At 41.5% G+C, this 20019-nt stretch carries 32 protein-coding genes; 4 read left to right on the top strand and 28 right to left on the bottom strand.

Annotation, left to right across the window (positions count from 1 at the left end):
- Window positions 1–18: 18 nt before the first annotated feature.
- From GC096_RS03855 to GC096_RS03780, 16 genes are all read right to left on the bottom strand, one after another.
- Window positions 19–348, bottom strand: coding sequence for a hypothetical protein (locus tag GC096_RS03855; RefSeq protein ID WP_171628985.1), 330 nt, complete (start codon window positions 346–348; stop codon window positions 19–21).
- A gap of 65 nt (window positions 349–413) precedes the next feature.
- Window positions 414–1301, bottom strand: a complete 888-nt coding sequence (locus GC096_RS03850) for an Ig-like domain-containing domain (RefSeq protein WP_171628984.1) — start codon at window positions 1299–1301, stop codon at window positions 414–416.
- On the bottom strand, window positions 1298–1678 hold the full coding sequence (locus GC096_RS03845; RefSeq protein WP_171628983.1) for a hypothetical protein: 381 nt from the start codon (window positions 1676–1678) through the stop codon (window positions 1298–1300). The genes GC096_RS03850 and GC096_RS03845 overlap by 4 nt, the downstream gene beginning before the upstream one ends.
- Window positions 1671–2120, bottom strand: a complete 450-nt coding sequence (locus GC096_RS03840) for an HK97-gp10 family putative phage morphogenesis protein (RefSeq protein ID WP_171628982.1) — start codon at window positions 2118–2120, stop codon at window positions 1671–1673. The genes GC096_RS03845 and GC096_RS03840 overlap by 8 nt, the downstream gene beginning before the upstream one ends.
- Window positions 2120–2428: a phage head closure protein gene (locus GC096_RS03835; protein WP_171628981.1), complete on the bottom strand. Its 309-nt coding sequence runs from the start codon at window positions 2426–2428 to the stop codon at window positions 2120–2122. Before GC096_RS03835 ends, GC096_RS03840 begins: the two co-directional genes overlap by 1 nt.
- A 277-nt stretch (window positions 2429–2705) precedes the next feature.
- Window positions 2706–4385 carry a phage major capsid protein gene (locus GC096_RS03830; protein WP_171628980.1) on the bottom strand — a complete coding sequence of 560 codons (1680 nt, stop codon included), beginning with the start codon at window positions 4383–4385 and terminating at the stop codon, window positions 2706–2708.
- On the bottom strand, window positions 4376–4960 hold the full coding sequence (locus GC096_RS03825) for an HK97 family phage prohead protease (protein ID WP_171628979.1): 585 nt from the start codon (window positions 4958–4960) through the stop codon (window positions 4376–4378). The genes GC096_RS03830 and GC096_RS03825 overlap by 10 nt, the downstream gene beginning before the upstream one ends.
- Window positions 4957–6153, bottom strand: a complete 1197-nt coding sequence (locus GC096_RS03820) for a phage portal protein (RefSeq protein ID WP_171628978.1) — start codon at window positions 6151–6153, stop codon at window positions 4957–4959. The genes GC096_RS03825 and GC096_RS03820 overlap by 4 nt, the downstream gene beginning before the upstream one ends.
- Window positions 6150–7898, bottom strand: a complete 1749-nt coding sequence (locus tag GC096_RS03815) for a terminase large subunit (RefSeq protein ID WP_171628977.1) — start codon at window positions 7896–7898, stop codon at window positions 6150–6152. The genes GC096_RS03820 and GC096_RS03815 overlap by 4 nt, the downstream gene beginning before the upstream one ends.
- The gene (locus GC096_RS03810; protein ID WP_171628976.1) at window positions 7895–8284 is read right to left on the bottom strand and encodes a P27 family phage terminase small subunit; all 390 of its coding nucleotides are present in this window, start codon (window positions 8282–8284) and stop codon (window positions 7895–7897) included. Before GC096_RS03810 ends, GC096_RS03815 begins: the two co-directional genes overlap by 4 nt.
- Before the next feature lie 90 nt (window positions 8285–8374).
- Window positions 8375–8713 carry an HNH endonuclease gene (locus GC096_RS03805; protein ID WP_171628975.1) on the bottom strand — a complete coding sequence of 113 codons (339 nt, stop codon included), beginning with the start codon at window positions 8711–8713 and terminating at the stop codon, window positions 8375–8377.
- Between the two features lie 215 nt (window positions 8714–8928).
- The gene (locus GC096_RS03800; protein ID WP_171628974.1) at window positions 8929–9471 is read right to left on the bottom strand and encodes a site-specific integrase; all 543 of its coding nucleotides are present in this window, start codon (window positions 9469–9471) and stop codon (window positions 8929–8931) included.
- A gap of 724 nt (window positions 9472–10195) precedes the next feature.
- Complete coding sequence (locus GC096_RS03795; protein ID WP_171628973.1) at window positions 10196–10585, bottom strand: hypothetical protein; 390 nt, start codon at window positions 10583–10585, stop codon at window positions 10196–10198.
- 94 nt (window positions 10586–10679) lie between these two features.
- The gene (locus GC096_RS03790) at window positions 10680–10910 is read right to left on the bottom strand and encodes a hypothetical protein (RefSeq protein WP_171628972.1); all 231 of its coding nucleotides are present in this window, start codon (window positions 10908–10910) and stop codon (window positions 10680–10682) included.
- A gap of 1 nt (window position 10911) precedes the next feature.
- Window positions 10912–11169, bottom strand: a complete 258-nt coding sequence (locus GC096_RS03785; RefSeq protein ID WP_171628971.1) for a hypothetical protein — start codon at window positions 11167–11169, stop codon at window positions 10912–10914.
- Window positions 11162–11527: a hypothetical protein gene (locus GC096_RS03780; RefSeq protein ID WP_171628970.1), complete on the bottom strand. Its 366-nt coding sequence runs from the start codon at window positions 11525–11527 to the stop codon at window positions 11162–11164. The genes GC096_RS03785 and GC096_RS03780 overlap by 8 nt, the downstream gene beginning before the upstream one ends.
- Before the next feature lie 165 nt (window positions 11528–11692).
- Between GC096_RS03780 and GC096_RS03775 the strand changes: the two genes are divergently transcribed.
- A complete protein-coding gene (locus GC096_RS03775) occupies window positions 11693–11908 on the top strand; it encodes a hypothetical protein (protein WP_171628969.1) in 216 nt (71 codons plus the stop codon).
- A gap of 75 nt (window positions 11909–11983) precedes the next feature.
- Here the strand turns inward: GC096_RS03775 and GC096_RS03770 are convergent, their stop codons facing one another.
- The 12 genes from GC096_RS03770 to GC096_RS03715 form a co-directional block, all read right to left on the bottom strand.
- The gene (locus tag GC096_RS03770) at window positions 11984–12193 is read right to left on the bottom strand and encodes a hypothetical protein (RefSeq protein WP_171628968.1); all 210 of its coding nucleotides are present in this window, start codon (window positions 12191–12193) and stop codon (window positions 11984–11986) included.
- 38 nt (window positions 12194–12231) lie between these two features.
- The gene (locus GC096_RS03765) at window positions 12232–12516 is read right to left on the bottom strand and encodes a hypothetical protein (RefSeq protein WP_171628939.1); all 285 of its coding nucleotides are present in this window, start codon (window positions 12514–12516) and stop codon (window positions 12232–12234) included.
- A gap of 6 nt (window positions 12517–12522) precedes the next feature.
- The gene (locus GC096_RS03760; RefSeq protein ID WP_171628967.1) at window positions 12523–12720 is read right to left on the bottom strand and encodes a hypothetical protein; all 198 of its coding nucleotides are present in this window, start codon (window positions 12718–12720) and stop codon (window positions 12523–12525) included.
- A 108-nt stretch (window positions 12721–12828) separates the two neighbouring features.
- Window positions 12829–14226 (bottom strand): replicative DNA helicase, encoded by a 1398-nt coding sequence (gene dnaB, locus GC096_RS03755; protein WP_171628966.1) that lies wholly within the window; start codon window positions 14224–14226, stop codon window positions 12829–12831.
- On the bottom strand, window positions 14192–14608 hold the full coding sequence (locus GC096_RS03750) for a replicative helicase loader/inhibitor (protein WP_171628965.1): 417 nt from the start codon (window positions 14606–14608) through the stop codon (window positions 14192–14194). The genes dnaB and GC096_RS03750 overlap by 35 nt, the downstream gene beginning before the upstream one ends.
- Window positions 14586–15473: a hypothetical protein gene (locus tag GC096_RS03745; RefSeq protein ID WP_171628964.1), complete on the bottom strand. Its 888-nt coding sequence runs from the start codon at window positions 15471–15473 to the stop codon at window positions 14586–14588. The genes GC096_RS03750 and GC096_RS03745 overlap by 23 nt, the downstream gene beginning before the upstream one ends.
- Before the next feature lie 323 nt (window positions 15474–15796).
- A complete protein-coding gene (locus GC096_RS03740; protein ID WP_171628963.1) occupies window positions 15797–16246 on the bottom strand; it encodes a hypothetical protein in 450 nt (149 codons plus the stop codon).
- A gap of 268 nt (window positions 16247–16514) precedes the next feature.
- Window positions 16515–16766 carry a hypothetical protein gene (locus GC096_RS03735; protein WP_171628962.1) on the bottom strand — a complete coding sequence of 84 codons (252 nt, stop codon included), beginning with the start codon at window positions 16764–16766 and terminating at the stop codon, window positions 16515–16517.
- 4 nt (window positions 16767–16770) lie between these two features.
- On the bottom strand, window positions 16771–17271 hold the full coding sequence (locus GC096_RS03730) for a helix-turn-helix domain-containing protein (RefSeq protein WP_171628961.1): 501 nt from the start codon (window positions 17269–17271) through the stop codon (window positions 16771–16773).
- 273 nt (window positions 17272–17544) lie between these two features.
- On the bottom strand, window positions 17545–17760 hold the full coding sequence (locus GC096_RS03725) for a hypothetical protein (protein ID WP_171628960.1): 216 nt from the start codon (window positions 17758–17760) through the stop codon (window positions 17545–17547).
- Window positions 17761–17828: 68 nt separating this feature from the next.
- On the bottom strand, window positions 17829–18050 hold the full coding sequence (locus GC096_RS03720) for a hypothetical protein (RefSeq protein ID WP_171628959.1): 222 nt from the start codon (window positions 18048–18050) through the stop codon (window positions 17829–17831).
- A 2-nt stretch (window positions 18051–18052) separates the two neighbouring features.
- Window positions 18053–18331, bottom strand: a complete 279-nt coding sequence (locus tag GC096_RS03715) for a winged helix-turn-helix domain-containing protein (RefSeq protein WP_171628958.1) — start codon at window positions 18329–18331, stop codon at window positions 18053–18055.
- A gap of 165 nt (window positions 18332–18496) precedes the next feature.
- Here GC096_RS03715 and GC096_RS03710 point away from each other — a divergent pair, with 165 nt between their 5' ends.
- From GC096_RS03710 to GC096_RS03700, 3 genes are all read left to right on the top strand, one after another.
- Complete coding sequence (locus GC096_RS03710; protein WP_171628957.1) at window positions 18497–18919, top strand: helix-turn-helix domain-containing protein; 423 nt, start codon at window positions 18497–18499, stop codon at window positions 18917–18919.
- Between the two features lie 78 nt (window positions 18920–18997).
- Entirely contained in the window at window positions 18998–19597 is a 600-nt protein-coding gene (locus GC096_RS03705; protein ID WP_171628956.1) for an ImmA/IrrE family metallo-endopeptidase, read from the top strand.
- Window positions 19594–20019 (top strand): hypothetical protein, encoded by a 426-nt coding sequence (locus GC096_RS03700; RefSeq protein WP_171628955.1) that lies wholly within the window; start codon window positions 19594–19596, stop codon window positions 20017–20019. The genes GC096_RS03705 and GC096_RS03700 overlap by 4 nt, the downstream gene beginning before the upstream one ends.

Here is a 20019-nt window from a genome sequence, read left to right as displayed (position 1 = left end):
GGTGAGTTTCTTCAAACCCTACTGCATAGCCTGCTTGAAAAAATCAATCAATTCTTTATCAGTGAAGATCGCTTTGAATGAAGTAAGAGTAACAATAAAATTCTGCTTCTTAACATCTTCGACAGTCTTTCTCTCCACTGCCGCCACGATTCCAAAAACTTCTTCCTTTGCCTTGCCAGAGTTCTTAAATATATGTTTGAACAAATCAATGCCAACAGAAGTTTTGTCTACTCGTTTACCTTTATTGTCTTCCGCTAGTTTCTTTCGATAATCGTCGATTTCTAATTTTTCGTATAGATCTACAACCAATGGTAACATGTCAAGCGCTTGTTCACTTGTAATTGCCATTTTTATTACCTTCTTCCTTAAAATAAAATAGAGAGAGCTATTGTCGCCCTCTCTTTGTTGCTTTCCTATGCAGTTGTGAAATTGGTAATGTTATTTGCTGCTAACGCATTGCCAAATAAATCCTTTACGTTCGACGAACACACGGCCACATAATCTGTAGTAGCCGTTAGATTAGCAGTAGGGTCGAATGTCACGACAGTTTTCGCTCCATTTATAGATAATGTACCTGGCACTAAAGTTCCATCGGATCCCTTCATTACGTAGAAGTTCGAACCATTGACCACAGAAGGTCGAATAGCTTTTGAAAAAGTCCAAACAAAGTTAGCAGTTACTACTACAGCTGTAGCAGCATCAGTTGGACTCGTCGTCACTGTCGGTGGCGTTGTATCAACGGTTAATTTAGGGTAGTAAATTTTGAAAGGAACCGTGTCAAGATCAGAACCGTCATAATGAGCAATGAAGGTGATTGGCAACACGCCTTCGTTCTTGTCTGCTGTCTTAAGTGATATCCCTTCCGTGCTTAAGGCATTAAAAATTTGAATGACGACTGGATCATTACTTCCTGATAGGCGACCAACCCAAGTAATATTATCGACGTAATTGCTAAGCTGGATCGAATTCGAAGCAGTGATGATATCGTAATTCGTGTTACTTACGGAATCAATGGTCCCTGTTGTTAATGCAGTCGCTAGAACTTCGGGTGTAAGTTCTAACATATTCGCCATAATAGAGACATCCCAAAAATCAATGTTCTCTAGACCCTTGGCCCGACCTTTCACACCATCGACTTCAATCTGTCTAATCGTGGGTTTTGCATTAAATTCTCCACCACCGCGAGTCGCGCCTAATAAACTGCCAGAACCTGTCGTAATATCGTAATTCTTATAAAAAGCTCCGGCATCCAAAAGCAAATGGTCCGCTGTTTGATCTGTAAAGCCTGAATACTGTGTCATACATTGCCTCCAAAGGTTCTGACTTGATAAATAATCTTGCGTCTCCGAATTCGCTTATCATCATCTAAGAGAGATAATCGATTGTCCCGGTAAATAATAAAAGCCATCCCATTAGTGCGAATGACTTTTCTGTGTAAAGATTGATCAATCTTCTCCATCAGTGTTTCTAACGCTATGGTATCTCCATTTACTGGGGAATCCCAGCCATCAACATGAAGGACAAAATTCTCCATTGTACCATCATCAAAACTATTAGGAAGATCATATACCAAGTAAGGGAAACTTGCCGACTCAGATGCGAGCTCATAATACACCCGTGGGTGCTGGGCTTTAAGCATTGATTGAATAGCTGTCCGCAGCGCAATGACTTTACTCATCATCATCTCCCCCTTGCTCATTGGCGTCCTCACTGATCAAACCTTCAGCTCGGTTCATATCCTCGATCGATGAGATGTAGACACCCATGATGCGTCGTATGTCATCAATATTCTCAAACACGGCATTCATCAGGATAGCTTTTCTCCGCTGACCTCGTGTGCCCAGCTCTTGTTCAATACCATACCAGGTATTGTGCTTAATACCGACCTGCAAATCCACTTCCCGCTTACGCGCCCAATATTGAAATGACTTCATGATACGCTTAGAGCGCTTCATACCAACTTGACTCTTCGCTTGTTGCATGACCCGCTTCCGAATCAGCTTTCCGACTTCTCGCAGCGCAGCCATTTGTAACTGCTTGAGCGTATACTGAGTTCTGTCAATATTAGATATGAACTCTACGCCATCTCGTGTGATACGGACTGTTCTTGGCATTGCCATTACATCACCCCATTAACCAGTCCGGAGCACGTCAGCTCCATTTCTTCAGTGCTAATGGCGTATGTACGAATGACGGCATAACGATTATTTTCGAAGATAACGGTTTGTTGCCCATCATACTCGTAAGCATGAATGATAAACACAATTTCCGGCTTTAATCCAGCTGTCGCCGCACTATAAAACTCATTTCGACCAACAGACTTTATCCCGCAGAAAATAATCACTTCGGAATCAGTTGAAATTGGATCACCGATTTCATTTTCACCTTCAGTTTGTCCAATTAGAATTAACTCATAATCGTAGGTCATGTGCCTTGACCTCCCGCGCTGAAAATAAGGTTGTGAAGTCTAAATTGAAGGTGTCGCGGTATTGCCCCTTCGCTGTCTCGGCTTTGATAACGCCACGTTACATAATCGACAACAAAAATTAAATGATTCGCGTTAGATTCACCTAATACTATTCCTTTTTCACTTGTAAGCTCTTCGATGACTCCATTTACAATCGCTGTGAGATAGGAATCTCTCACAGCCGATCGTATTCCGAGTCGATCCTTAACAAGGCCAACTACGGTTTGGATATCCATAACTAGGACTTGGTGACAGTAACAGTGTAGACTTTAACCGTTGTGCCATTCGTAACAGTAATCGTTACAGTGTTGGCACCTGCAGACCATGTAGCAGCCGCACCACTTGCAACAGGTGTTGCACCATTTAGGATTGTTACTGTTGCGCCTGTCTTAGATGCTGTTGCCGTCAAAGTATTTGTTGCGTCGGTTGTCGCAACGGTGTAGTTTTCAACTGTACTGCTGAAAGCTGGTGAAAGAGTCTTACCGCCTACGGTCAGTGCGGATAAATACGCATCCGACGGATTCGCTGTATCTGGAGCAAATGCAACACTCGTCGTTGGATTCGCATTGCTAATATTGACGATAACAAATCCTTCACCAAATACAGCCTTCCCGTCATAACGAGCAGTACCTTTGAATACGGTTTGGTCTTCAATGAAACGAACGTGCTCCGATTGTGCCAACTGAATCCCTGCACGCTCGGCCAGTAAATACAAGGAGCCATATCCACCAATAATGTCTCCGTCAGGAATAAAGTCTAAGATTTCAATGTCACCGGAAACAAGTGGCATGGTCTGATTCATAGAAGCAACTAGCGCTCCTGCAGCATTGAACACAACCATTTTGGACATGAGCAGAGCATGCGTCTGTGTATTCATTGCCCAAAATTTAGAGCCATTACTATAATTAGCTCGGGCTACCGATAGATTTAACATCAACGTCGAGAAGAAACTTTCAGCTGTCATACCAGAAGGATTGATTTTAAGAAGGTTTGAGGTATGAAGATCTGTCCAAGTAGGCGATTTTGCTCCCCAATCAGATGGTTGAGAAGTCTGAGCTAATCGTTTCGCAATACCCAACGGCATTTTCTTACCAGTTCCATACAGAATTGCTTTATCTACTGCAATGCCAATTGCTTGGGAAATGGCATCTAGAATTTCTGCTGCAAGGTTCATATCGGAATCTTCCAATGTTGCATTACAAATTGGAATAAACCCACCTACTTTATACCCATCAACTTCAATCTGCGAAAAAGCAATTGCCAATTCATTCAGATTGGCGCAAGCTTCCGTCCAAACCCCCTCTGGAATGGCTCCCGAAATCGTTTGACGAGCAGTCCCCTTAAGTGGGCGAAGATTAATTCTGTTGATTAATTTGCTATAACGATGTAAATTATCACGAATTAGGCTAAGCATTACATCCGGAATCGTTAGATCCGCGCCCGTCACAGCTCTAGTTTGTGAAACTTTGCCCAATTCACGAACCTGATTGAGGAAGTCCTTTACTTCACTTCTTGCTACCAACGCCGAACGCTGTTCAAAATTAATACCTCTGAAAAAACCGATCATTCTGCTTTCGCCTCCTGTTTGTTGTTGACTTCGTGTATCTGGTGTTGGTACTGGAACTGGCGTTGTAACATTATTTGGAGCCTGACTATTCAGTTGTTCGAGTTCTTTCTCAAGCTCAGCGATCTCGCTTTCAAGCGTCACCTTCTGAGCGTCTAGCTCACTCATTTCTGTATCCAAGATCCCAATGCTTTCTTCGACAACGGCAATTTCCTCATCGGTTTGTGCTTCTTCGACCGCGGCCTCTAGCTCTGCCGATCTCGTTTTGAATCCTTTCTCTTGCTCAACGATTTCAGCGAGTGCTGATTTACGTTGTTGAATTTTTTTGGCCAACATAATCTGTCTTAAAGACATTGTTTATTCAACCTCGCTTTCAATTGGTGTTTTCGTTGTTGCATCTGCTTGTCTTTGTGCTGAGCAATTACATTGTGCCTAGCCTGCACGCCTGTAGCTTCATATGCTGGGAATGTACATACTGATACTTCGTGCAAGTCGATCTTCTGAATGATCCATTTGACCGTCCCGTCATCGCGCCATTCCGTGCTTTCTTCCAAAATGTTAAAGCCGAAGCTGCACTGATCCACATCTCCACGTTTAACACGCTCGTATATGTTAACCGCGTCGGTATCGTTTGGATTAATCTTCACCCTTCCCCATAAGCCATGACTATCGACTTTAAGTTCGAGTGTTCCAGATTTATTGCGGCCAAGTACCAATGTTGAATCATGATTAATGAGTCCTCGAATATCGTTTCCCATCGTCTCCCCGAAAGCCCCTGGTGCGATCTCTTCATAGGCTCCGGGCCATAACTCCGTTTGTTTGTTGAATACTGCAAAGTAACCTTCAATGTGCATGTCTTGGCCATCTTGCTCCGCTCGAGTCTTCAATTCTGTTTGCAGGCTTCGCGTTTGCTTATTTTCTCTACTCATTCTTCACCACCACCTTTTAATTTTTTCTGATCGCCAATCATGCCTGCTGGAATATAATTCTCTAGGATGATTCGCTCGTTCAGCCCATCAAGCGGGGAAAGCCCAATCCAATCTCTTACCTCATTTCCTAGCATCAAGCTTCGTACAAATAAATTGCTTCCCACTTCTGCCAATTCCTTGAGATCGTAGGCGTAAAGGCTACGCGGATTAAGTTTGAAATAAAGATCTGGGCTTAGCAGAAGCTTGCGAGTTAACTCTTGCTCAAGCCCCTTAGCGATCGGCATAAGCGTTGAATTAATAAACGTGTTGTACTCATCCTTATTAAACTCTCCCACACCAACGAAAAAAGCCGGCACTCCAAAGAGTCCAGCTACCGTTCGTTTATCCAATTGCACAGCATCATTAATCGCAAGGTCTGCTAGAGACAATGGTTTAATCTGTTCAACTTCAATCATTTCCGCGGGAACGATCCATGGTTGACCTGCTTGTGATCGTTTCAAATACATATCGTAGACACGATCTCGCCCTTCCTCACTTGATAGTTCAGCGGTATTAGCATCCACCTTTACAATCAATGAGGGCCTGTACTTGTCGGACATATAACCTTTTTTCGTTGCGGTTGCCTGCTTCAGGTTATCGACAATCTCTTTCAATACCACCCGAAATCCTTGACCAATATAAGGCCGCTCTGGATCCGGATTCACGATAAAATGTAGAACCTCGTCATATCGATAAGTCATACCTCTATACGAGATTTGATAGGCATCAGCAGTGTCCGTAAAATTTACATAGGATGGCTTCAATGGAATCAAATCCGCAATCAGACCATTGTTAATTTTAGGGTAAATGACGCTATTTCCAGCACCGTCAAGCAGCAAAGTGTAAACGATGTTGTACATCCATGCTTTGCGTGTCGTAAGACTATAAGGGTTAACGTCAATCTTCCTCGATAACTCATTTCGAACACGAACATCTCCATCGGCTGTATTCGCCATTAGATGAATGGTCATTGTGCTAATAAGTTCCGCTATCTTATGAACGGCCATCCTGACTTCTGGGTTATCTGAAAGACGGGTATATCCGGGCACGCAAAGCGTTTCGTTAGCATCGCTTGATAAAAGCCAGCCAACTGATGAATTAGGAGCTGCTCTTGTATCGGTAACATTCTTAGAGCGTTGCTTCTTTCTACTCATTCTTCACCTCCTCCCTTTAACCAGCCTGCGGCGGTACCCGCTCTTTCCATGTTCTCCAACTTACGGACACAGCCAAAAACAGCAGCATCGAAAATATCAATGCGCTGCTCAGGGGCAACCTTCTCATATTGGATCATATCATCCGTTTTCTCGATGGCTCTTACATTTTGCAGACAATATTCAAATGCCTGGGAGTGAAGATAGTAGAACTTACCTTCTTTCGCCTTAGCTTCGATCCTACGGAATCCTTGCGATTTTTTCCAAAAATACTGAGGCTGATCAATGATTGTAAATCCAGCTCTCTTCATACCAAGGTAATACTCTGCACTGAACTTTCGATCGTGCCCAACTTGTTTGATCTTAAATCCCATTTTTTTCATCTTTACAAACCAATTGACAATGTCTGAATAGTTAACGACAGGAGAATTACACATCGTTAACCAACCATCATCCTTCCAACCAAACAAGGGAATGTTGTCCTCGTCAGCCTTCTTGGCGGCTGCGACAATGGGGAACCAGGCGTGAGTAATGGTGATATCTATACCTTGATACTCACCATACAAAGCAGCTGCTGTCAGATCGTGTAGCTTGGATAAATCTGCACCGCCGTACCAATCGATCGGCAATCGAGCCAACTCTTCCAACGTCCACGAATGTTTGTGATCAGATGTTCGAAACTCATCGAGATTGAAATATGCACGCATCGCTGCCGTATAAATATTGAGTGATTTCGCAAAGAAATCCTTTCGCTGTTGCGGATCATTTTGTGCCTGTAACGAATCGTTAAGGATATCCTCTGGCCTAATCGTGATACCATAATTCGGATTAGCCTTTTCATGTTGGATGGGATCCGTATAGTCATTGACTTCGCCTTTCTCGTCCTCATCTGCCTTGCACATGAAAACAAAATAAGCTTCGTCAGTGACGGAGCCATTTAATATCTTTTTGCAGTATGTCGAGCGCTGATAACAAAACGATGTCATGTCATCGCCGGCAGTGGTAATGCCTATCATTAACTTATTTGAATAAGCTTTCATCGCTTCTTTGATGATGTTGTACTGCTTCGGTTTTTTATAAGCATGTACTTCATCCGCTATGCCAACGTTACAATTCAGTGAATCCTGTGAATCGGGATTTGCTGCCAGTGCCTTGATATAGAGTGAGCCGTCGCCTAGATTACCTGTAATGCTATGCTCTTGGTTATTATCAAGGATCCGAAAGTTATCTAGCTCCTCCATCTCGTCCAGATTAAACAAAATGAATTTAAAGCTTTGCAACGATTGTTCCAGTGCAGCGCCAACAATATATAACTTCGATCCCGATCTCCGGTTTAATATGGACAGTGACCACGCGAGAGCTGCAACAAACCTAGTCTTTCCATTTTTTCTCGGAATGAAAATGAATGCTTCCGTGAATCTACGAAGCTTGGTTCCCGCCTTATAGAATCCCATCAGGTTATAGACAATGTACTTTTGCCAAGGTTCAAGTAGAAAGGGCATTCCCCGAAGTGGAGTACCATCTAACATTTCACCTTGGTCATGAACGAAGGTCGTTTCGATAATGCCAATTACAAACTCTGCTTCCTTCGTATCGAATGTATAGGCAACATTCTGAAGATCATCTAAGAAGCGTTGACATCCTTGTATCATTTCCTTACATGCAACCTTCTTGCCTTCTACAATACTTTGTGCATACTCCATGACCACATCGAAATTATTTGATTGCTGCTTCAGTTTCTTTTTCATGTCAGCTTGGAGATGGCCGCAGCCAATTTAGATTTACCTTTACCCTTGCTATTACCATTACTCGTAGGTGAAGACTTCGGATTCAAATAAAGTCGATCTGAGTAAGCAAGTATATCTTTCCTCAGCGTTTCAAGAGTCGCAACGATCGGTGCCTTCTTACTTCCACCTTGTCCTGTATCCACTTCAAATTCATAACCACTCTGTTCGAATTGAGTTGAAAGTATTTCATACTGAGCGGCTAATTCTGAGTATATCTCGATGACCCGACTATATTCCTTCTTGTACACTCCGAGCCTCTTCATTTCAGAAATGGTTTGCTTTTTCACTTTCTCTTTCTTCAAATCTGACTGTGTCCTGGCCGTGCCTTCGGCCCCTCCATCTTCCATGCCCATCACCTCCCAAAAAAAGTTTCTGGGACCCGCGCTATTGGAAATACCTCCCCCCATCGGTCCCTGTATGTTTTCAAATTCAAAAAATTAAGAGGGGGGGATAATCTTTTCTTTCCAGTACAATCCTGCTGTTGTTAGCTGGCCTGTTACTCGGTCATGCATCTTATCATGGCATTTCGTGCAAAGGCTTATTAAGTTCCAACTAGCCAAAGCAAGCTCAGGCCTTGATTCTAAAGGGTTTACGTGGTGTGCTGTTGTTGCTTCGGTCGTCTTACCATACCTAATGCAATCGCGACAACGGTACTCATCTCGCCTTAAAACCTTCAATCGCTTAGCCTTCCACTTGCTCGTTTTATAAAAGTTTACTGTCAAATCGTTCACTTCCTCATCAATGTATAAATATACATAACATTGTGGACTGATCATTAAGCAGTCAATGTCTTGATACGCATGAGTTTTTTAGATTAATACAATATGTTTACATAGTTGAAACACCTTAATTTCTGCATAAACCGAATAAATCACCAGTTCCTCATATCTTATTAGAGAGCATAACTCATGTAAGGCCCAATTCCCTTGATTTGACAAGGCTTTGTTCCACTTTCTGAAAACCAGTTATATACTCGTGAATTATGCGGAACTCATAAGCCGAAGCGTCGCATAGCAGCGTTCATCGTGTCCTGATCCATTCCAATGTATCTCATGGTAATAGCCTTGTCCGAATGATTTAGAAGCGTCTGAACAAGCGTGATGTCCTTTGTCTTTTGGTACATGTGGTAGCCAAATGTCTTTCGCAAGGTATGCGTTCCGATATCTACCAATCCAAACTTCTTTGCAGCAGTCTTCATGATCTTGTAAGCCATGTCTCGTTTAATTGGCCTGTTACCACCTTGCCGTGATGGGAACAAGTAATCATCTTCCTGCTGGCCAGCAGTATACCGTTTGATCTCACGCTTAAGCAAAGGATTGATCTCAATGATTTTCCGTTTATCCGTCTTCATCTCTGTCATAACCAAATATTCGCCATTTACATCTCTGACTCTAAGTTTAAGAATGTCCTGGATACGAAGGCCAGTGTTGATCCCCAAGACGAACATCATGTAGTTACGATGACTTCGCTTCATAAGAAATTCTTTAATGGCGTCAATCGTTTCTTGGTCCCGTATTGGTTGAACGAAATTCATTTCAGAACACCACGCTTTACACAAACGATCTTTGAACAAAACTGTTTCGATCCTTCCCATTGTCCCCATATGCACCCTTTACATATCGCGGGCTGTTGAGCACTACCAGTTTCCTTCAATCTCCCTCCCTCCTTTCAATGAGATTAAGACTAATTTTTGTGAAGCTTCCAGCTATCACGCCATTCTTTGCGGCGCACAGATCTTGGTTGAGGTGATTGAATCATTTGTTTTGCATTTCTTTTTAAAAGTGCCTTTAATTTCTTGAACATTTCGTCACGCCTCCCAATATCTTTTTATAAAGAAAAAAAGCCGCGTTAGCAGCTTATCATTCGTCTGTATTCTGTCGGAAAAACAGACCGATATACTTTCTTTCGCCCATGGTAGCCGTATGAACAAAAGGAACTGAATGCCTGGATAGACATGCACTTCGTTTTGCTCACTACAAAACTTATCTCTTGTTCGAAAGGCCGGATACGTCCGACAAATCGAACAAGGGACAAGTCAACCTTGTTAAGGGGCATTTAACCCCACCTCACCACCACACCCTTGACGACAAACGTCTAAGGACAAATGTCCCACAGCATGGCCGAGTCCTACAATGTGATAAAGGTACAGTAGGTATCACCCGAGCAACGTTCGCTCTTTGTGATATAACTGTACCTTTTCTATAATTGCCATTGCGGACTTGACATCGACAGTAATCCGCCAATTTACAGACACATTTTCAATGTAATTCTTCCCATAGTTTGAATGTATTTGCAATCGATTCGATTCCTTCAAGAATCTTTCTGTCAATCGATCGTTCACAGAGATCGAACTTGCATATAGTTTCAAAACGATCGTGGCCTTCAATGAATCTATAGTGAATAATTTCCTTTACATCTTGTTCAAGGATTAAATTATATGCTCTCTCTATTTTGGCAACTAGTGTTTCCAGCTTTCTATATACATCAGAATGTTTCAAAACCTCTATGTCGTGATGCTTCTCTAAATCCTCTTTATTTTTCTTTATTTTTTTATATTTATCGAGGTCAGTACGCATTTTCTTGACATCAGCTGCATTCGCTGTTGGAAATAATGAAAATTGATCTGGATCAATTTCGGCTACCATCATATTCCACACACCCCTTTGTTTATAGTATAATTGGTGTATGGAATAGCTTAATCCTCTGCGGAACCGGCCAAGGTAAACGCGCAGAGGATTTTTTCTATTTATTGACTGCTTCTAGTATTTTTTCTTTCATTTGATTGTATGTGGCGCTTAAATCTTTGTCTCCACAGTTTAATATCTGATTCTCATCTTGGGCTCCATAGAAATGGATCAATGACTCTACTGCTTTATCGGCTTGTTCCTTTGTAGGATTAGAAGACTCAATAACAGCGAAGTATCCATTAAGCCAAGCAAATGAGTTAAACTTCTGTGAATCGTCTATAATCAAATCAACTACTCCTTTCGTTTCTACTCACCCATCCGAATGTGCTGCCCTTGCTGATTTCTTCCATGATGTAGGAGCATCCCTTTTGAAGCCAATTGTTTTCAGCAACAAGTAATGAGCCGTATTTCGTCTCTACAATCCCTTGCTCAACCAAAGGCGATGTTGGCGTTACATACATTACCATTTTGTTGATATCTCGCTTTTGAATTTCAACCATTGGCTTTAATGTAGCTTCTATCATGCCTAATGCTCGATCATTCATCGTTCCCTATCTCCTTGAGTGCTTGCTCTACAATCGGTGAAACGTCACAATCGTAAATGCCTGATTGAACCTTCAGTAGAGCTTCTACAGCAATTGATATTTGATCAATTGCGAGACTGTATTTGAGAGCAAGTTCAACGTATTGTTCATTCGTATGATTCTGCCCCTCTGATCCTTGTGTTCCATTGAAAGGTAAATCGAAATTACCTGCTTCGATCCTGCTTCTCAGCTTACTCACCATTTCAAGTGAACCTTTAAACCTTGCTATGTCTTCTCTACAGTCGCCAACTTCCGGATTGGCAGAATACACGTCACATTGGTCATCGATCCACTGTAGTAACTTTTGCTTGTCTAGCATTTCACTTTCCTCCTCAAGTCCTTCCGTATTCTTAAGGTAATAAACCTCAACAAATTACTTTCAATTACAAATTAGGCATCTATATTCCCCATTCACCCTATTCTAATCCGACTGTCCACATATCATATTTTGTAGTAAAATATTGGTAGAAAGGGGTGATAACATATGGCAGATAGAGTAGAAGTAGACCCAACACCTATCCAGCGAAATGCATTTGATGTCGCAATGGAGTTAACAGATTTGTATTGGAGAAATAGCGCTAATGCGGATATTGAGAAAATAGATTCCATCTTCGCTAGATTCTATGCAACAGCAAAGATATTGCAAAGTACAAACTATGACTTATTGAGAAAGTATGCTACTGATGAATTTCAAAGGTAATATGTGTATTTTTAAAATTGAGCCGCTTACGAAATTTTTCGTGAAGCGGTTTTTTTTGGGGATGATCCTCAATATTCATTTTGTATCCATGCGAAATAACCGCTTTTTGCATTTGAGACAATAGGCTACACTTCCACCTTTGTATTCCAGATGATCGTGCATGTCGCCGTTGTCTGCTTCACTTCCATCAAAATTGAAGCGATAGTTGATTTTTCCGCTTACCGTTTGTTTAATGAAATACCCTTCGACAGACTCACATTTAGGACAGCGTTTTATATCCTTCATGATGGACACCTCGTATTCATTATGTTCCATAATGCCTTTCACGCTGAATGAATCTGAATTCCTTCACGATCAAGCACTGACCATATTTCATCAACGGTCATATCCTCTACTTTTTTTTCTTGAGTAATGTTTACAATCGGCTCTTTGATGAACCCTAGACTGGGAAAGCTGTTATAGTCCACATATATGGTACCAAAAAGGCTCTGCTCGATTACTCCTGTTACTTTTTTGAAAGCACCTGGCAAAACAATGATAGACTGCTTCTTGAAACAAACAACGTAATTACCATTTCCATCTTTCTCAAATGAAATCAGTACCTGCATTCGCTTTTAAACCGCCTCTCTATTAATAGCTCCGAGTCTTTCCAACGATATCTCAATATACTCCAAAGTTAATTTTGCGGAGATTATATCCTCCATGTCTCGATTGTTAGCTGATAAGTATAAGATTGCAGTTTCTGCTTGCTCTTTAGCTTTGCAAAGCGTCTTGATAAGCGCATCTTTCCGGCTTTGATCATGTTTATTCATAGTGCACGCCCCACCTTCTCGGGAATAAAATCCTCAATCTTTGCTTGATTATCTTCGTTGTATTCTTCTTCACAAAATGTAACTAATCTAAAGTTCGTCATTCTCGATTCAAGCCGTTCCCTTCTTCCAAGTATTTTGAGTTTTTTTCTTCGCTGGAAGTATGGATCCCTCATGGTGTGATCTATCTAAATTTACGAATTTGTTAAATTGCTTCATGAAGGCTAGTTCTACGGTTCCAATTGGGCCGTTACGTTGCTTAGCTATAATGATCTCGATGATGTTCTTCTTTTCAGATTCCTTGTCGTAATAATCGTCCCGATATAGGAAAGCTACGATGTCAGCGTCTTGCTCGATGGATCCTGATTCCCGGAGGTCCGACATCATAGGACGTTTGTCTGCACGTTCTTCAACCTTACGACTGAGCTGAGAGAGTGCTATTACTGGAACATCCAATTCCCGAGCAATTTGCTTGAGAACGCGAGAAATTTTTGAAATCTCCTGTTCCCGATTCGTGCTTCGTCCATCGCCACTAATAAGCTGTAGGTAGTCAATCAAGATCATTCCGAGTGAACCAGTGTCTTTCTTAAGCTGGCGACTTCGTGAACGAATCTCGGTAACAGTAATCGATGGGCTATCATCGATAAAAACATTCGATTGTGATAATTCACTAATTGCAATTGAGAGTTTTTCCCAATCGTCACCTTCCATGATTCCACTTCGCATACGACTCGCATCGATGTGTCCCTCTGCAGATAACATCCTCTGCACTAACTGTGTGGCTCCCATCTCAAGACTAAACACTGCAATCGATTCTCTGCTAGTTCCGCCAGCACTTCTTGCAACATTTAGAGCGAAAGCTGTTTTACCTACCGACGGCCGCGCCCCTACGATAATCAGGTCCTGACGTTGAAAGCCAGATGTCTGCTTGTCTAGATCTACGAAGCCAGAGGATATACCCGTCACGCCACCAGGATTAGGGTTTGCGCTGTTCTTCTCGATCTGTTCGAACACTTGCATGCTTACTTGATCGATTCGCTTGAATCCACCTTGTTTGCTTGCTGATCGTTCGGACACTTCCTCCGCGACCTGCTGAGCTGCTGCAGCCATCTCTTCCGCAGTCAAATCGTTGTTTTGAAAGATCTTCTGCATGCCAACGCGAGTTTTCCGCTCGAGCGACGCATCCAGTACGATTTTGGCGTAGTAATCTACGTTTGCCGCTGTCGGTACTGCGTTTCCTAATTCGGATAGGTATGTCACGCCACCAACGTGTTCAAGCTGCTTGCGACGCTGCAAGTGATTCACGACCGTCAGCAGATCAACGGGCGTATCTGTTTCAGCTGCATCGTAAAGTTCGATCATCGACTCGAAGATTACTCGGTGCTTGGGTTCAAGGAAGTCATCAGGTACAATCCTCTCAGAAACAACTGAGATTGCTTCGTTCTCAAGGAATATTGCACCTAATACCGCTTGTTCAGCACCCAGACTCTCGTACATTTCTTTCTGCATAAGCCTTTATCGCCTCCAATCGTTCCTCATGAGGCAAGCTCATCATTGCCTTTATGTGTTCTGGTGGACCGACTGAAGTTCTGACCCATTCGTCCTTCTGGGCAAGATACTCTTGTGCAGAACGCTTCATGCTCTCGTGATACAGGTCTTCTTCAGTTTTCAGCGACAGCTTTAGCTTTCCGATGCTTGGCGGCCATTGTTCAGCGTTGTTCGAATGCCTGCGAAGATTCTCGACAGCTACCTCAAACGGCGTATCATGCAGATCGTCATGCCACTCGTCCACCATAGCGCGTAACTCATCGAAATCGTCCTTCGGTAGCCGAAATGTCAGATATTTTCTGGATATTTTTTTAAGCAGCTCAGTGACTTCCGCTTTGTTCACGCTCTCGTTCCTCCCTTGCGATTTGATCCAGCATGTCAAAAGCTTTGTTTTGTTTGAGTTTCTGAGGTTTGTCCAGGGCGACTGAACCTGACGGCACAGGAACAGTTAGGGTTTTCTCGTTTTCCCATGCCTCCAAGATCCCGTTCTCGTAGTACAAAAAACTGGATGGAAGCTTGAATTTATTTCCTTCACGCTTGCGCTTGTCCTCAAGGAGGAGCTCCATAGTTCGGATGGTAAAAGGGTTAGGTATACCTCCGGCGACCATCTTACCCATGGCTTCGCGCTCTTTTGTTTTAACGTGAATGTCAAACTTTTGGTTAAGCTGGCAATAGGCATCCAGCAGTTGCAATAACGGGCTTTTCTTTTCAGGTTCGAATTCTGGATAAATAATAGCAGTAGTAATAGTAAGATCTTTAAAGTCTTTTAGATCTATCACTTTTGATAGATCACTCTCAACTGATCTATCATTATTGATGTATCTCTCATCAAGATCTATCATTTTTGATGTATCATTTTCGAGTGATCTATCATTTTTGATGTATCTCTTTCGGTCCGTTTCTTTCTTGTTTTTAGCCACTTTTATAATTTCACCGCGTGCTGTTCTGACTGTATTTATGTACCCATGGTTCTTCAAAGTTGCCATATTTCGTTGGACAGTTACTTTACTAGAGCCAATATCACGAGCGATTCTTTCATGATTTACTGGCGCTCCTCCAAGAACAAGGCCCCAATGCACGCCGAGATCATCGATTTCCTCTATGGTTACTGCATCAATGCACCAAAGGAACTCCCAAATTGCAGAACCTAAACGACTTCTGTGTTCAAATAGCCCGTTAGAGATAGGGATTATTTGGTTTTTAGGCATTCATGCGTCATCTCCTCCGCGCCCTCCGATCGTCACGCAAATAGATAACTGGATACTCGGTAGCGACTACAGAAAATCCAGGGTAAGCTATCGAAAAGAATTCATTTACCCGGTTATTAAACTCATCAAAATCTTTTTCTCTTAATGCCCAAATTGACTTGCTAATACCTGATTTTGTTAATGGTATCCCGAGTAAATCCTGACCACCTAACGACTCTGTTATTTGTATAGTCGGCCACCTCCATTTTCACAGTTAACTAAGCATGATGATGCCCTTAGCAGCATCGCCCAGGACAAGCCGTAGCTCATCCTCCACGAAAATGCTAAACCGCACTGAGTGCCCCACTGGCACGTTTTACTATGCTCTTGATCATATGCCCATTACCTTCCTGAATCTCGCCATCCTGAACACGTCTGACCTTGTAATGAATCCAAGAAGACATACGACGAACCTCAATAACTTCAGCCTCAACAAGATTCTTGTTGTCTTGCCGATAGCCCCCCATAAGTGGATTAGGCACTAATTTAGCGACACGGACTACATCTCCAATTTCAGGAGCTCTGAGTTCAAGCTTCATGTCCTTCGCTCGTTTCATAACATCCTTTTTGAGAGCAGCCATGTGCTTCTGTGTCATGCTAGAAATATTTATGCAAAAACTATGAAGCAGAACACCTTTAATTGCCTGGTCGAACTTCACATCACTTTCCACACAATATGAGGATAATGCGGATACACAGGCATTTCGATCAATCCATTGAAAATTAGATTTCAACGTTATCACCACCTTGAGTTGTTATTAAATCGGTCTGGAAATAAGATTCTCTCGGCTTCGTTCCACCGTCTAATTGCTTCTGTTTTAAATATTAGTCCCCTGGTTTCTTCCAACTTTCTCTCGCTACGATGCAAACGATGCTGATGCTTCTCTGCTTCTTCTGTTTCTCCCGCATCTAGTGAAGCAAGGTTGCTCTCTCTCCAACGAGTGCACCTTTGTCTAGTTTCTAAAGCTTCAAACTCTAATGCACTGGTGACTTGATAAAGTTCTAAGCTAGTGAACATGTTGCCATCACCCCCTTGCCTTCCGATGACATGAGAGGTATACTAAAGGCACATATTGTTTCTAAATCAGTAAATCCGAAGTAGTCATCGTGTCCAGCGGTGGCTATTTCTTCGTTTAAATACCTGAGCTCCTGCACCAAAACCCTTACTTCCCCAGCCTTGTTAATCTGACCGCTATGTAATCTGTTTTGAATTGCAGCTATAGCAGTTCCAGTAGGATTTAATAAATGTCCCATCTTATTACCGCTCCCCACGCTTAACTTCTAATTGATGCTTCTGTATCAAACGCTTACGATCCAACCCGAACTCTTCCTCCAGGACACCTTTCATGACCATGGCCTTATCAATGACATCAGTAATCTCATACCAAACTCTCTCAGCGCCTTCCCGACGTTTTTCGGGGTCGATGTGTTTTGCTGTCACGAGGCCCTCCAATGCTTCTGTAAGTTCGAAGATTTCTTTCTGAAGTAAATCTTTTAGTGCAGCTGGATGAAGATCCAAGTTCGGCACATGTCTCAGGATGTTGGATATAAACCCATCTGTTCTGACATCGATCAGTTCTAACGTTGTTTTCCAATCAAGCTTGGATGAAATGACTTGATCATAACTAGGTGGAAGTTGTCTCTTCCCTCGTACAACCTTCGATAGAGTGCTTGGATCAATGGAAAGTTCTACAGAAAGCTCTTCCAGTGTCATGTTTCTTGACTTTTTATATGATCCTATTGCTTCGCCAATAGACAATGTTATATCTCCTCTCAACATTATGGATATTAAGCAAACGCTTTGAGACATCTTCTGGACAAACTGTCCTGAATGTTACCTAGATACTGGACACTACTTACATTTAGAATGTAGCTATACAGGATTGGTTCTGTCGGCTACCAGGATCACCGCCCTTCATGAACCCTCTGAATGTTCAGTGGGTTACTTTTTTTTGAAGGATAAATCGAATAAGCTTGTACTAATTTTCCAAATGGAAAGACTCGTGTCTCTCCGATAATATAAATTCCAATCTCAACGCTTAATTTCGTATCTCTCAGTAAAGCCACTTTTCAATTCAGCAATGAATATGGATGCTTTATCGAACCATGGTGTTAATAGCGGATTACTGAGATCGTCACCAACTAACTTACCGTTTTCATCGTAATAGCACTCAGCAACAACGTTGCCTTGTTTGTCTACAAAAGACATGTTAGTTACACGAGGCTTCTTACGTTCTTTTGTTTTCAATTTAGCTTCAACTCCTTTGCTTTCATGTTATGTGGGTTGATTATTAAATGTTAAAGCAAAAGTTTGTTTTAAATTTTCCCAAGAGCCTTACCCGCCATGGTATAGATCGCTTCGATCACATTGCGTTGATGTTCTATTGTGGCGATGCATGAGACCATTTCTTGTAATACAAGATCTGATTCCTCACTAAAGTGTTGGATCATTCTAATTATTCTTTGATCCTGACCTGTGCTTTCTTTTTTGACACACATTGCTGCCTCTTTATATATTTCAAAGGCAAGCGGCTTCATAATTAAATCACCCCCTTCCTTCTAACCGCTTTCTTTTTGTGTACTACACTACACAGTTCAGTTAAAAAAAAGAGATCTTCGAATTTTTTATGTGGAAATGCTTGTAATGTTCCAATAATCAGGCTTTCACCAGGTGAACAATATTCTGGGTGATTCTCATCTAACTTTGTTCTCCAAAGTCTACTTCTAGATATCCCCATTTTTTCAGCGAGCTTAGTATCGTTAAGATTTTCCTTCTTCTGGAGTTCCTCTAAAACTTCAACCCTTAATTTTATCTTCACTTTCATCACCTCAATTTCGCTGTTTCGTTCTCTACACATTTAATATAACTCATCTGTGTAGTTAGCGCAACAAAAACTTTTCGTGCACTACACACTATTTTTGTTTCATGTACGAAACACTTTTGATAAAATAGGTTTATTACTTATGAGGTGTTGATAATCCATATGAATATTGTTGAGTTCGGATTTTATTTTGCTGGACTAAGAGAAAAAAGTGGATTTAAGAGCCAACGTCAGCTTGCTATTGCTAGTGGTGTGAGTAATGGAACCATTGCGAGGATCGAATCAGGTACACAAAAAGTAAGTCCTGAAACCTTGAAGGTGCTAGCGCCACACTTAAAAGATGTTGATTATGATGAACTGATGATTAAAGCAGGCTATATCGATGAATCTGCATTAGATACTTTTCATGAAATGGAAAAATCCCCGGCCATCAAAAAACAATCTGCTTCAAATGAAACTTCTGGTGGACGAGCTTACTTCGGTGGCGCAGACAGTTACACTGAGGAAGAACTTGATGTCGCGAAGGCTGCTATCGAGGCTTACCGTTCGTTAAAACGTAAAAATAAGAACAAAGAAAATAAATAATAGCCTAAAAAGGGCTTTTATTTTTACCCTATATAGGAACATACATTCCGTTAATTCCAAATAATTAGGAGATGCTTCATGAATCTTACTCATTATAAATTGACCGATTTAGAATTATGGATAAATGAACATTATTTATCGGGTGGGATACTCAGCGCATCCGATATGAAAATTAAAGCAATTGCAGATTTATTTGATATTGATATAGTTTATTACGAGGGGCCTTGTGTAGCAGATTGGGATGATCCGGATAACAACGTAATATTTATTGATTCAAGACAAAGCTTTGAAGAACAGCGTGAAGCATTCTTCCATGAACTATGCCATCCCCTTCGACATATAGGTAACCAAGAAGAAATGACAGAATCATTTATAGAATTCCAAGAAATTCAAGCGACACAATTCCAGTATTGTGCCTCTTTACCAATTTACTTGCTTCAAGACTATATGGATGCATCGCAGAAGTTTCTCACTAAAATTCTAGCTGGTGACTTTATGCTATCGGAGAAGTTCGTTATTCGTCGCTTAGAGCAAATTAAACAACGAATTTATATCTCTGAAAGAGATGAGCGCATGAAGGAAGCTAGGAAAATAAAAGTAGTACTTGAGGAAGGGCATGTAGAGCGAGTTATTGCTGAACTTGTACGACAAAGGAAAGTGATGGAGGAAGTCAGATGAAGATATACTACGATGAAGATCCAGAAAATGCTTATAATCCGTATAGGGTAATAATATCCCTTGAAAATACCACCATAGACTGGGATAAGAAGATTTTTTACATATCCCTCCCCGATAAATTCGAAAAAGTATTTCATGAGGATTTTAATGAAGATATCATGAGCATCTCCATTCAACAGGGTGATTTGCTGTTACATCCGATGAAGGTCAATACGATAGGTATTTACTTGCCGAATATTGTAAATAGAATTGAGAAATTAATTAAAGATGAGAAAAAGAACCTTCTTATGGCAGGAACCATCTATTCATCAGGTGTAACCGCGGCATTTGAGTATAATAATATAAAGCAATTCATCATTTATATTTCAGACCTTAGCTCAAAGGGGATACGTATTAATCAGTTCTTTGGTGACGATTGGTAA

It is taken from the genome of Paenibacillus plantarum (genome assembly GCF_013141695.1).
Taxonomy (GTDB): Bacteria; Bacillota; Bacilli; order Paenibacillales; family NBRC-103111; genus Paenibacillus_E; species Paenibacillus_E plantarum.
This window is presented reverse-complemented; position numbering and strand designations above follow the sequence as displayed.

Excerpts from the sequence above, each read along its gene's own strand:
- GC096_RS03815 (WP_171628977.1), bottom strand. The coding sequence starts at position 7,898 with ATGAAAAAGAAACTGAAGCAGCAATCAAATAATTTCGATGTGGTCATG.
- GC096_RS03855 (WP_171628985.1), bottom strand. The coding sequence starts at position 348 with ATGGCAATTACAAGTGAACAAGCGCTTGACATGTTACCATTGGTTGTA.
- GC096_RS03825 (WP_171628979.1), bottom strand. The coding sequence starts at position 4,960 with ATGAGTAGAGAAAATAAGCAAACGCGAAGCCTGCAAACAGAATTGAAG.
- GC096_RS03840 (WP_171628982.1), bottom strand. The coding sequence starts at position 2,120 with ATGGCAATGCCAAGAACAGTCCGTATCACACGAGATGGCGTAGAGTTC.
- dnaB (WP_171628966.1), bottom strand. The coding sequence starts at position 14,226 with ATGCAGAAAGAAATGTACGAGAGTCTGGGTGCTGAACAAGCGGTATTA.
- GC096_RS03805 (WP_171628975.1), bottom strand. The coding sequence starts at position 8,713 with ATGATCAGTCCACAATGTTATGTATATTTATACATTGATGAGGAAGTG.
- GC096_RS03835 (WP_171628981.1), bottom strand. The coding sequence starts at position 2,428 with ATGACCTACGATTATGAGTTAATTCTAATTGGACAAACTGAAGGTGAA.
- GC096_RS03785 (WP_171628971.1), bottom strand. The coding sequence starts at position 11,169 with ATGAATGATCGAGCATTAGGCATGATAGAAGCTACATTAAAGCCAATG.
- GC096_RS03845 (WP_171628983.1), bottom strand. The coding sequence starts at position 1,678 with ATGAGTAAAGTCATTGCGCTGCGGACAGCTATTCAATCAATGCTTAAA.
- GC096_RS03700 (WP_171628955.1), top strand. The coding sequence starts at position 19,594 with ATGAAGATATACTACGATGAAGATCCAGAAAATGCTTATAATCCGTAT.
- GC096_RS03830 (WP_171628980.1), bottom strand. The coding sequence starts at position 4,385 with ATGTCTTTAAGACAGATTATGTTGGCCAAAAAAATTCAACAACGTAAA.
- GC096_RS03775 (WP_171628969.1), top strand. The coding sequence starts at position 11,693 with ATGGCAGATAGAGTAGAAGTAGACCCAACACCTATCCAGCGAAATGCA.
- GC096_RS03800 (WP_171628974.1), bottom strand. The coding sequence starts at position 9,471 with ATGAATTTCGTTCAACCAATACGGGACCAAGAAACGATTGACGCCATT.
- GC096_RS03745 (WP_171628964.1), bottom strand. The coding sequence starts at position 15,473 with ATGCCTAAAAACCAAATAATCCCTATCTCTAACGGGCTATTTGAACAC.
- GC096_RS03850 (WP_171628984.1), bottom strand. The coding sequence starts at position 1,301 with ATGACACAGTATTCAGGCTTTACAGATCAAACAGCGGACCATTTGCTT.
- GC096_RS03810 (WP_171628976.1), bottom strand. The coding sequence starts at position 8,284 with ATGGAAGATGGAGGGGCCGAAGGCACGGCCAGGACACAGTCAGATTTG.
- GC096_RS03710 (WP_171628957.1), top strand. The coding sequence starts at position 18,497 with ATGAATATTGTTGAGTTCGGATTTTATTTTGCTGGACTAAGAGAAAAA.
- GC096_RS03760 (WP_171628967.1), bottom strand. The coding sequence starts at position 12,720 with ATGAATAAACATGATCAAAGCCGGAAAGATGCGCTTATCAAGACGCTT.
- GC096_RS03820 (WP_171628978.1), bottom strand. The coding sequence starts at position 6,153 with ATGAGTAGAAAGAAGCAACGCTCTAAGAATGTTACCGATACAAGAGCA.
- GC096_RS03705 (WP_171628956.1), top strand. The coding sequence starts at position 18,998 with ATGAATCTTACTCATTATAAATTGACCGATTTAGAATTATGGATAAAT.
- GC096_RS03770 (WP_171628968.1), bottom strand. The coding sequence starts at position 12,193 with ATGAAGGATATAAAACGCTGTCCTAAATGTGAGTCTGTCGAAGGGTAT.
- GC096_RS03795 (WP_171628973.1), bottom strand. The coding sequence starts at position 10,585 with ATGATGGTAGCCGAAATTGATCCAGATCAATTTTCATTATTTCCAACA.
- GC096_RS03735 (WP_171628962.1), bottom strand. The coding sequence starts at position 16,766 with ATGGGACATTTATTAAATCCTACTGGAACTGCTATAGCTGCAATTCAA.
- GC096_RS03720 (WP_171628959.1), bottom strand. The coding sequence starts at position 18,050 with ATGAAGCCGCTTGCCTTTGAAATATATAAAGAGGCAGCAATGTGTGTC.
- GC096_RS03780 (WP_171628970.1), bottom strand. The coding sequence starts at position 11,527 with ATGCTAGACAAGCAAAAGTTACTACAGTGGATCGATGACCAATGTGAC.
- GC096_RS03765 (WP_171628939.1), bottom strand. The coding sequence starts at position 12,516 with ATGCAGGTACTGATTTCATTTGAGAAAGATGGAAATGGTAATTACGTT.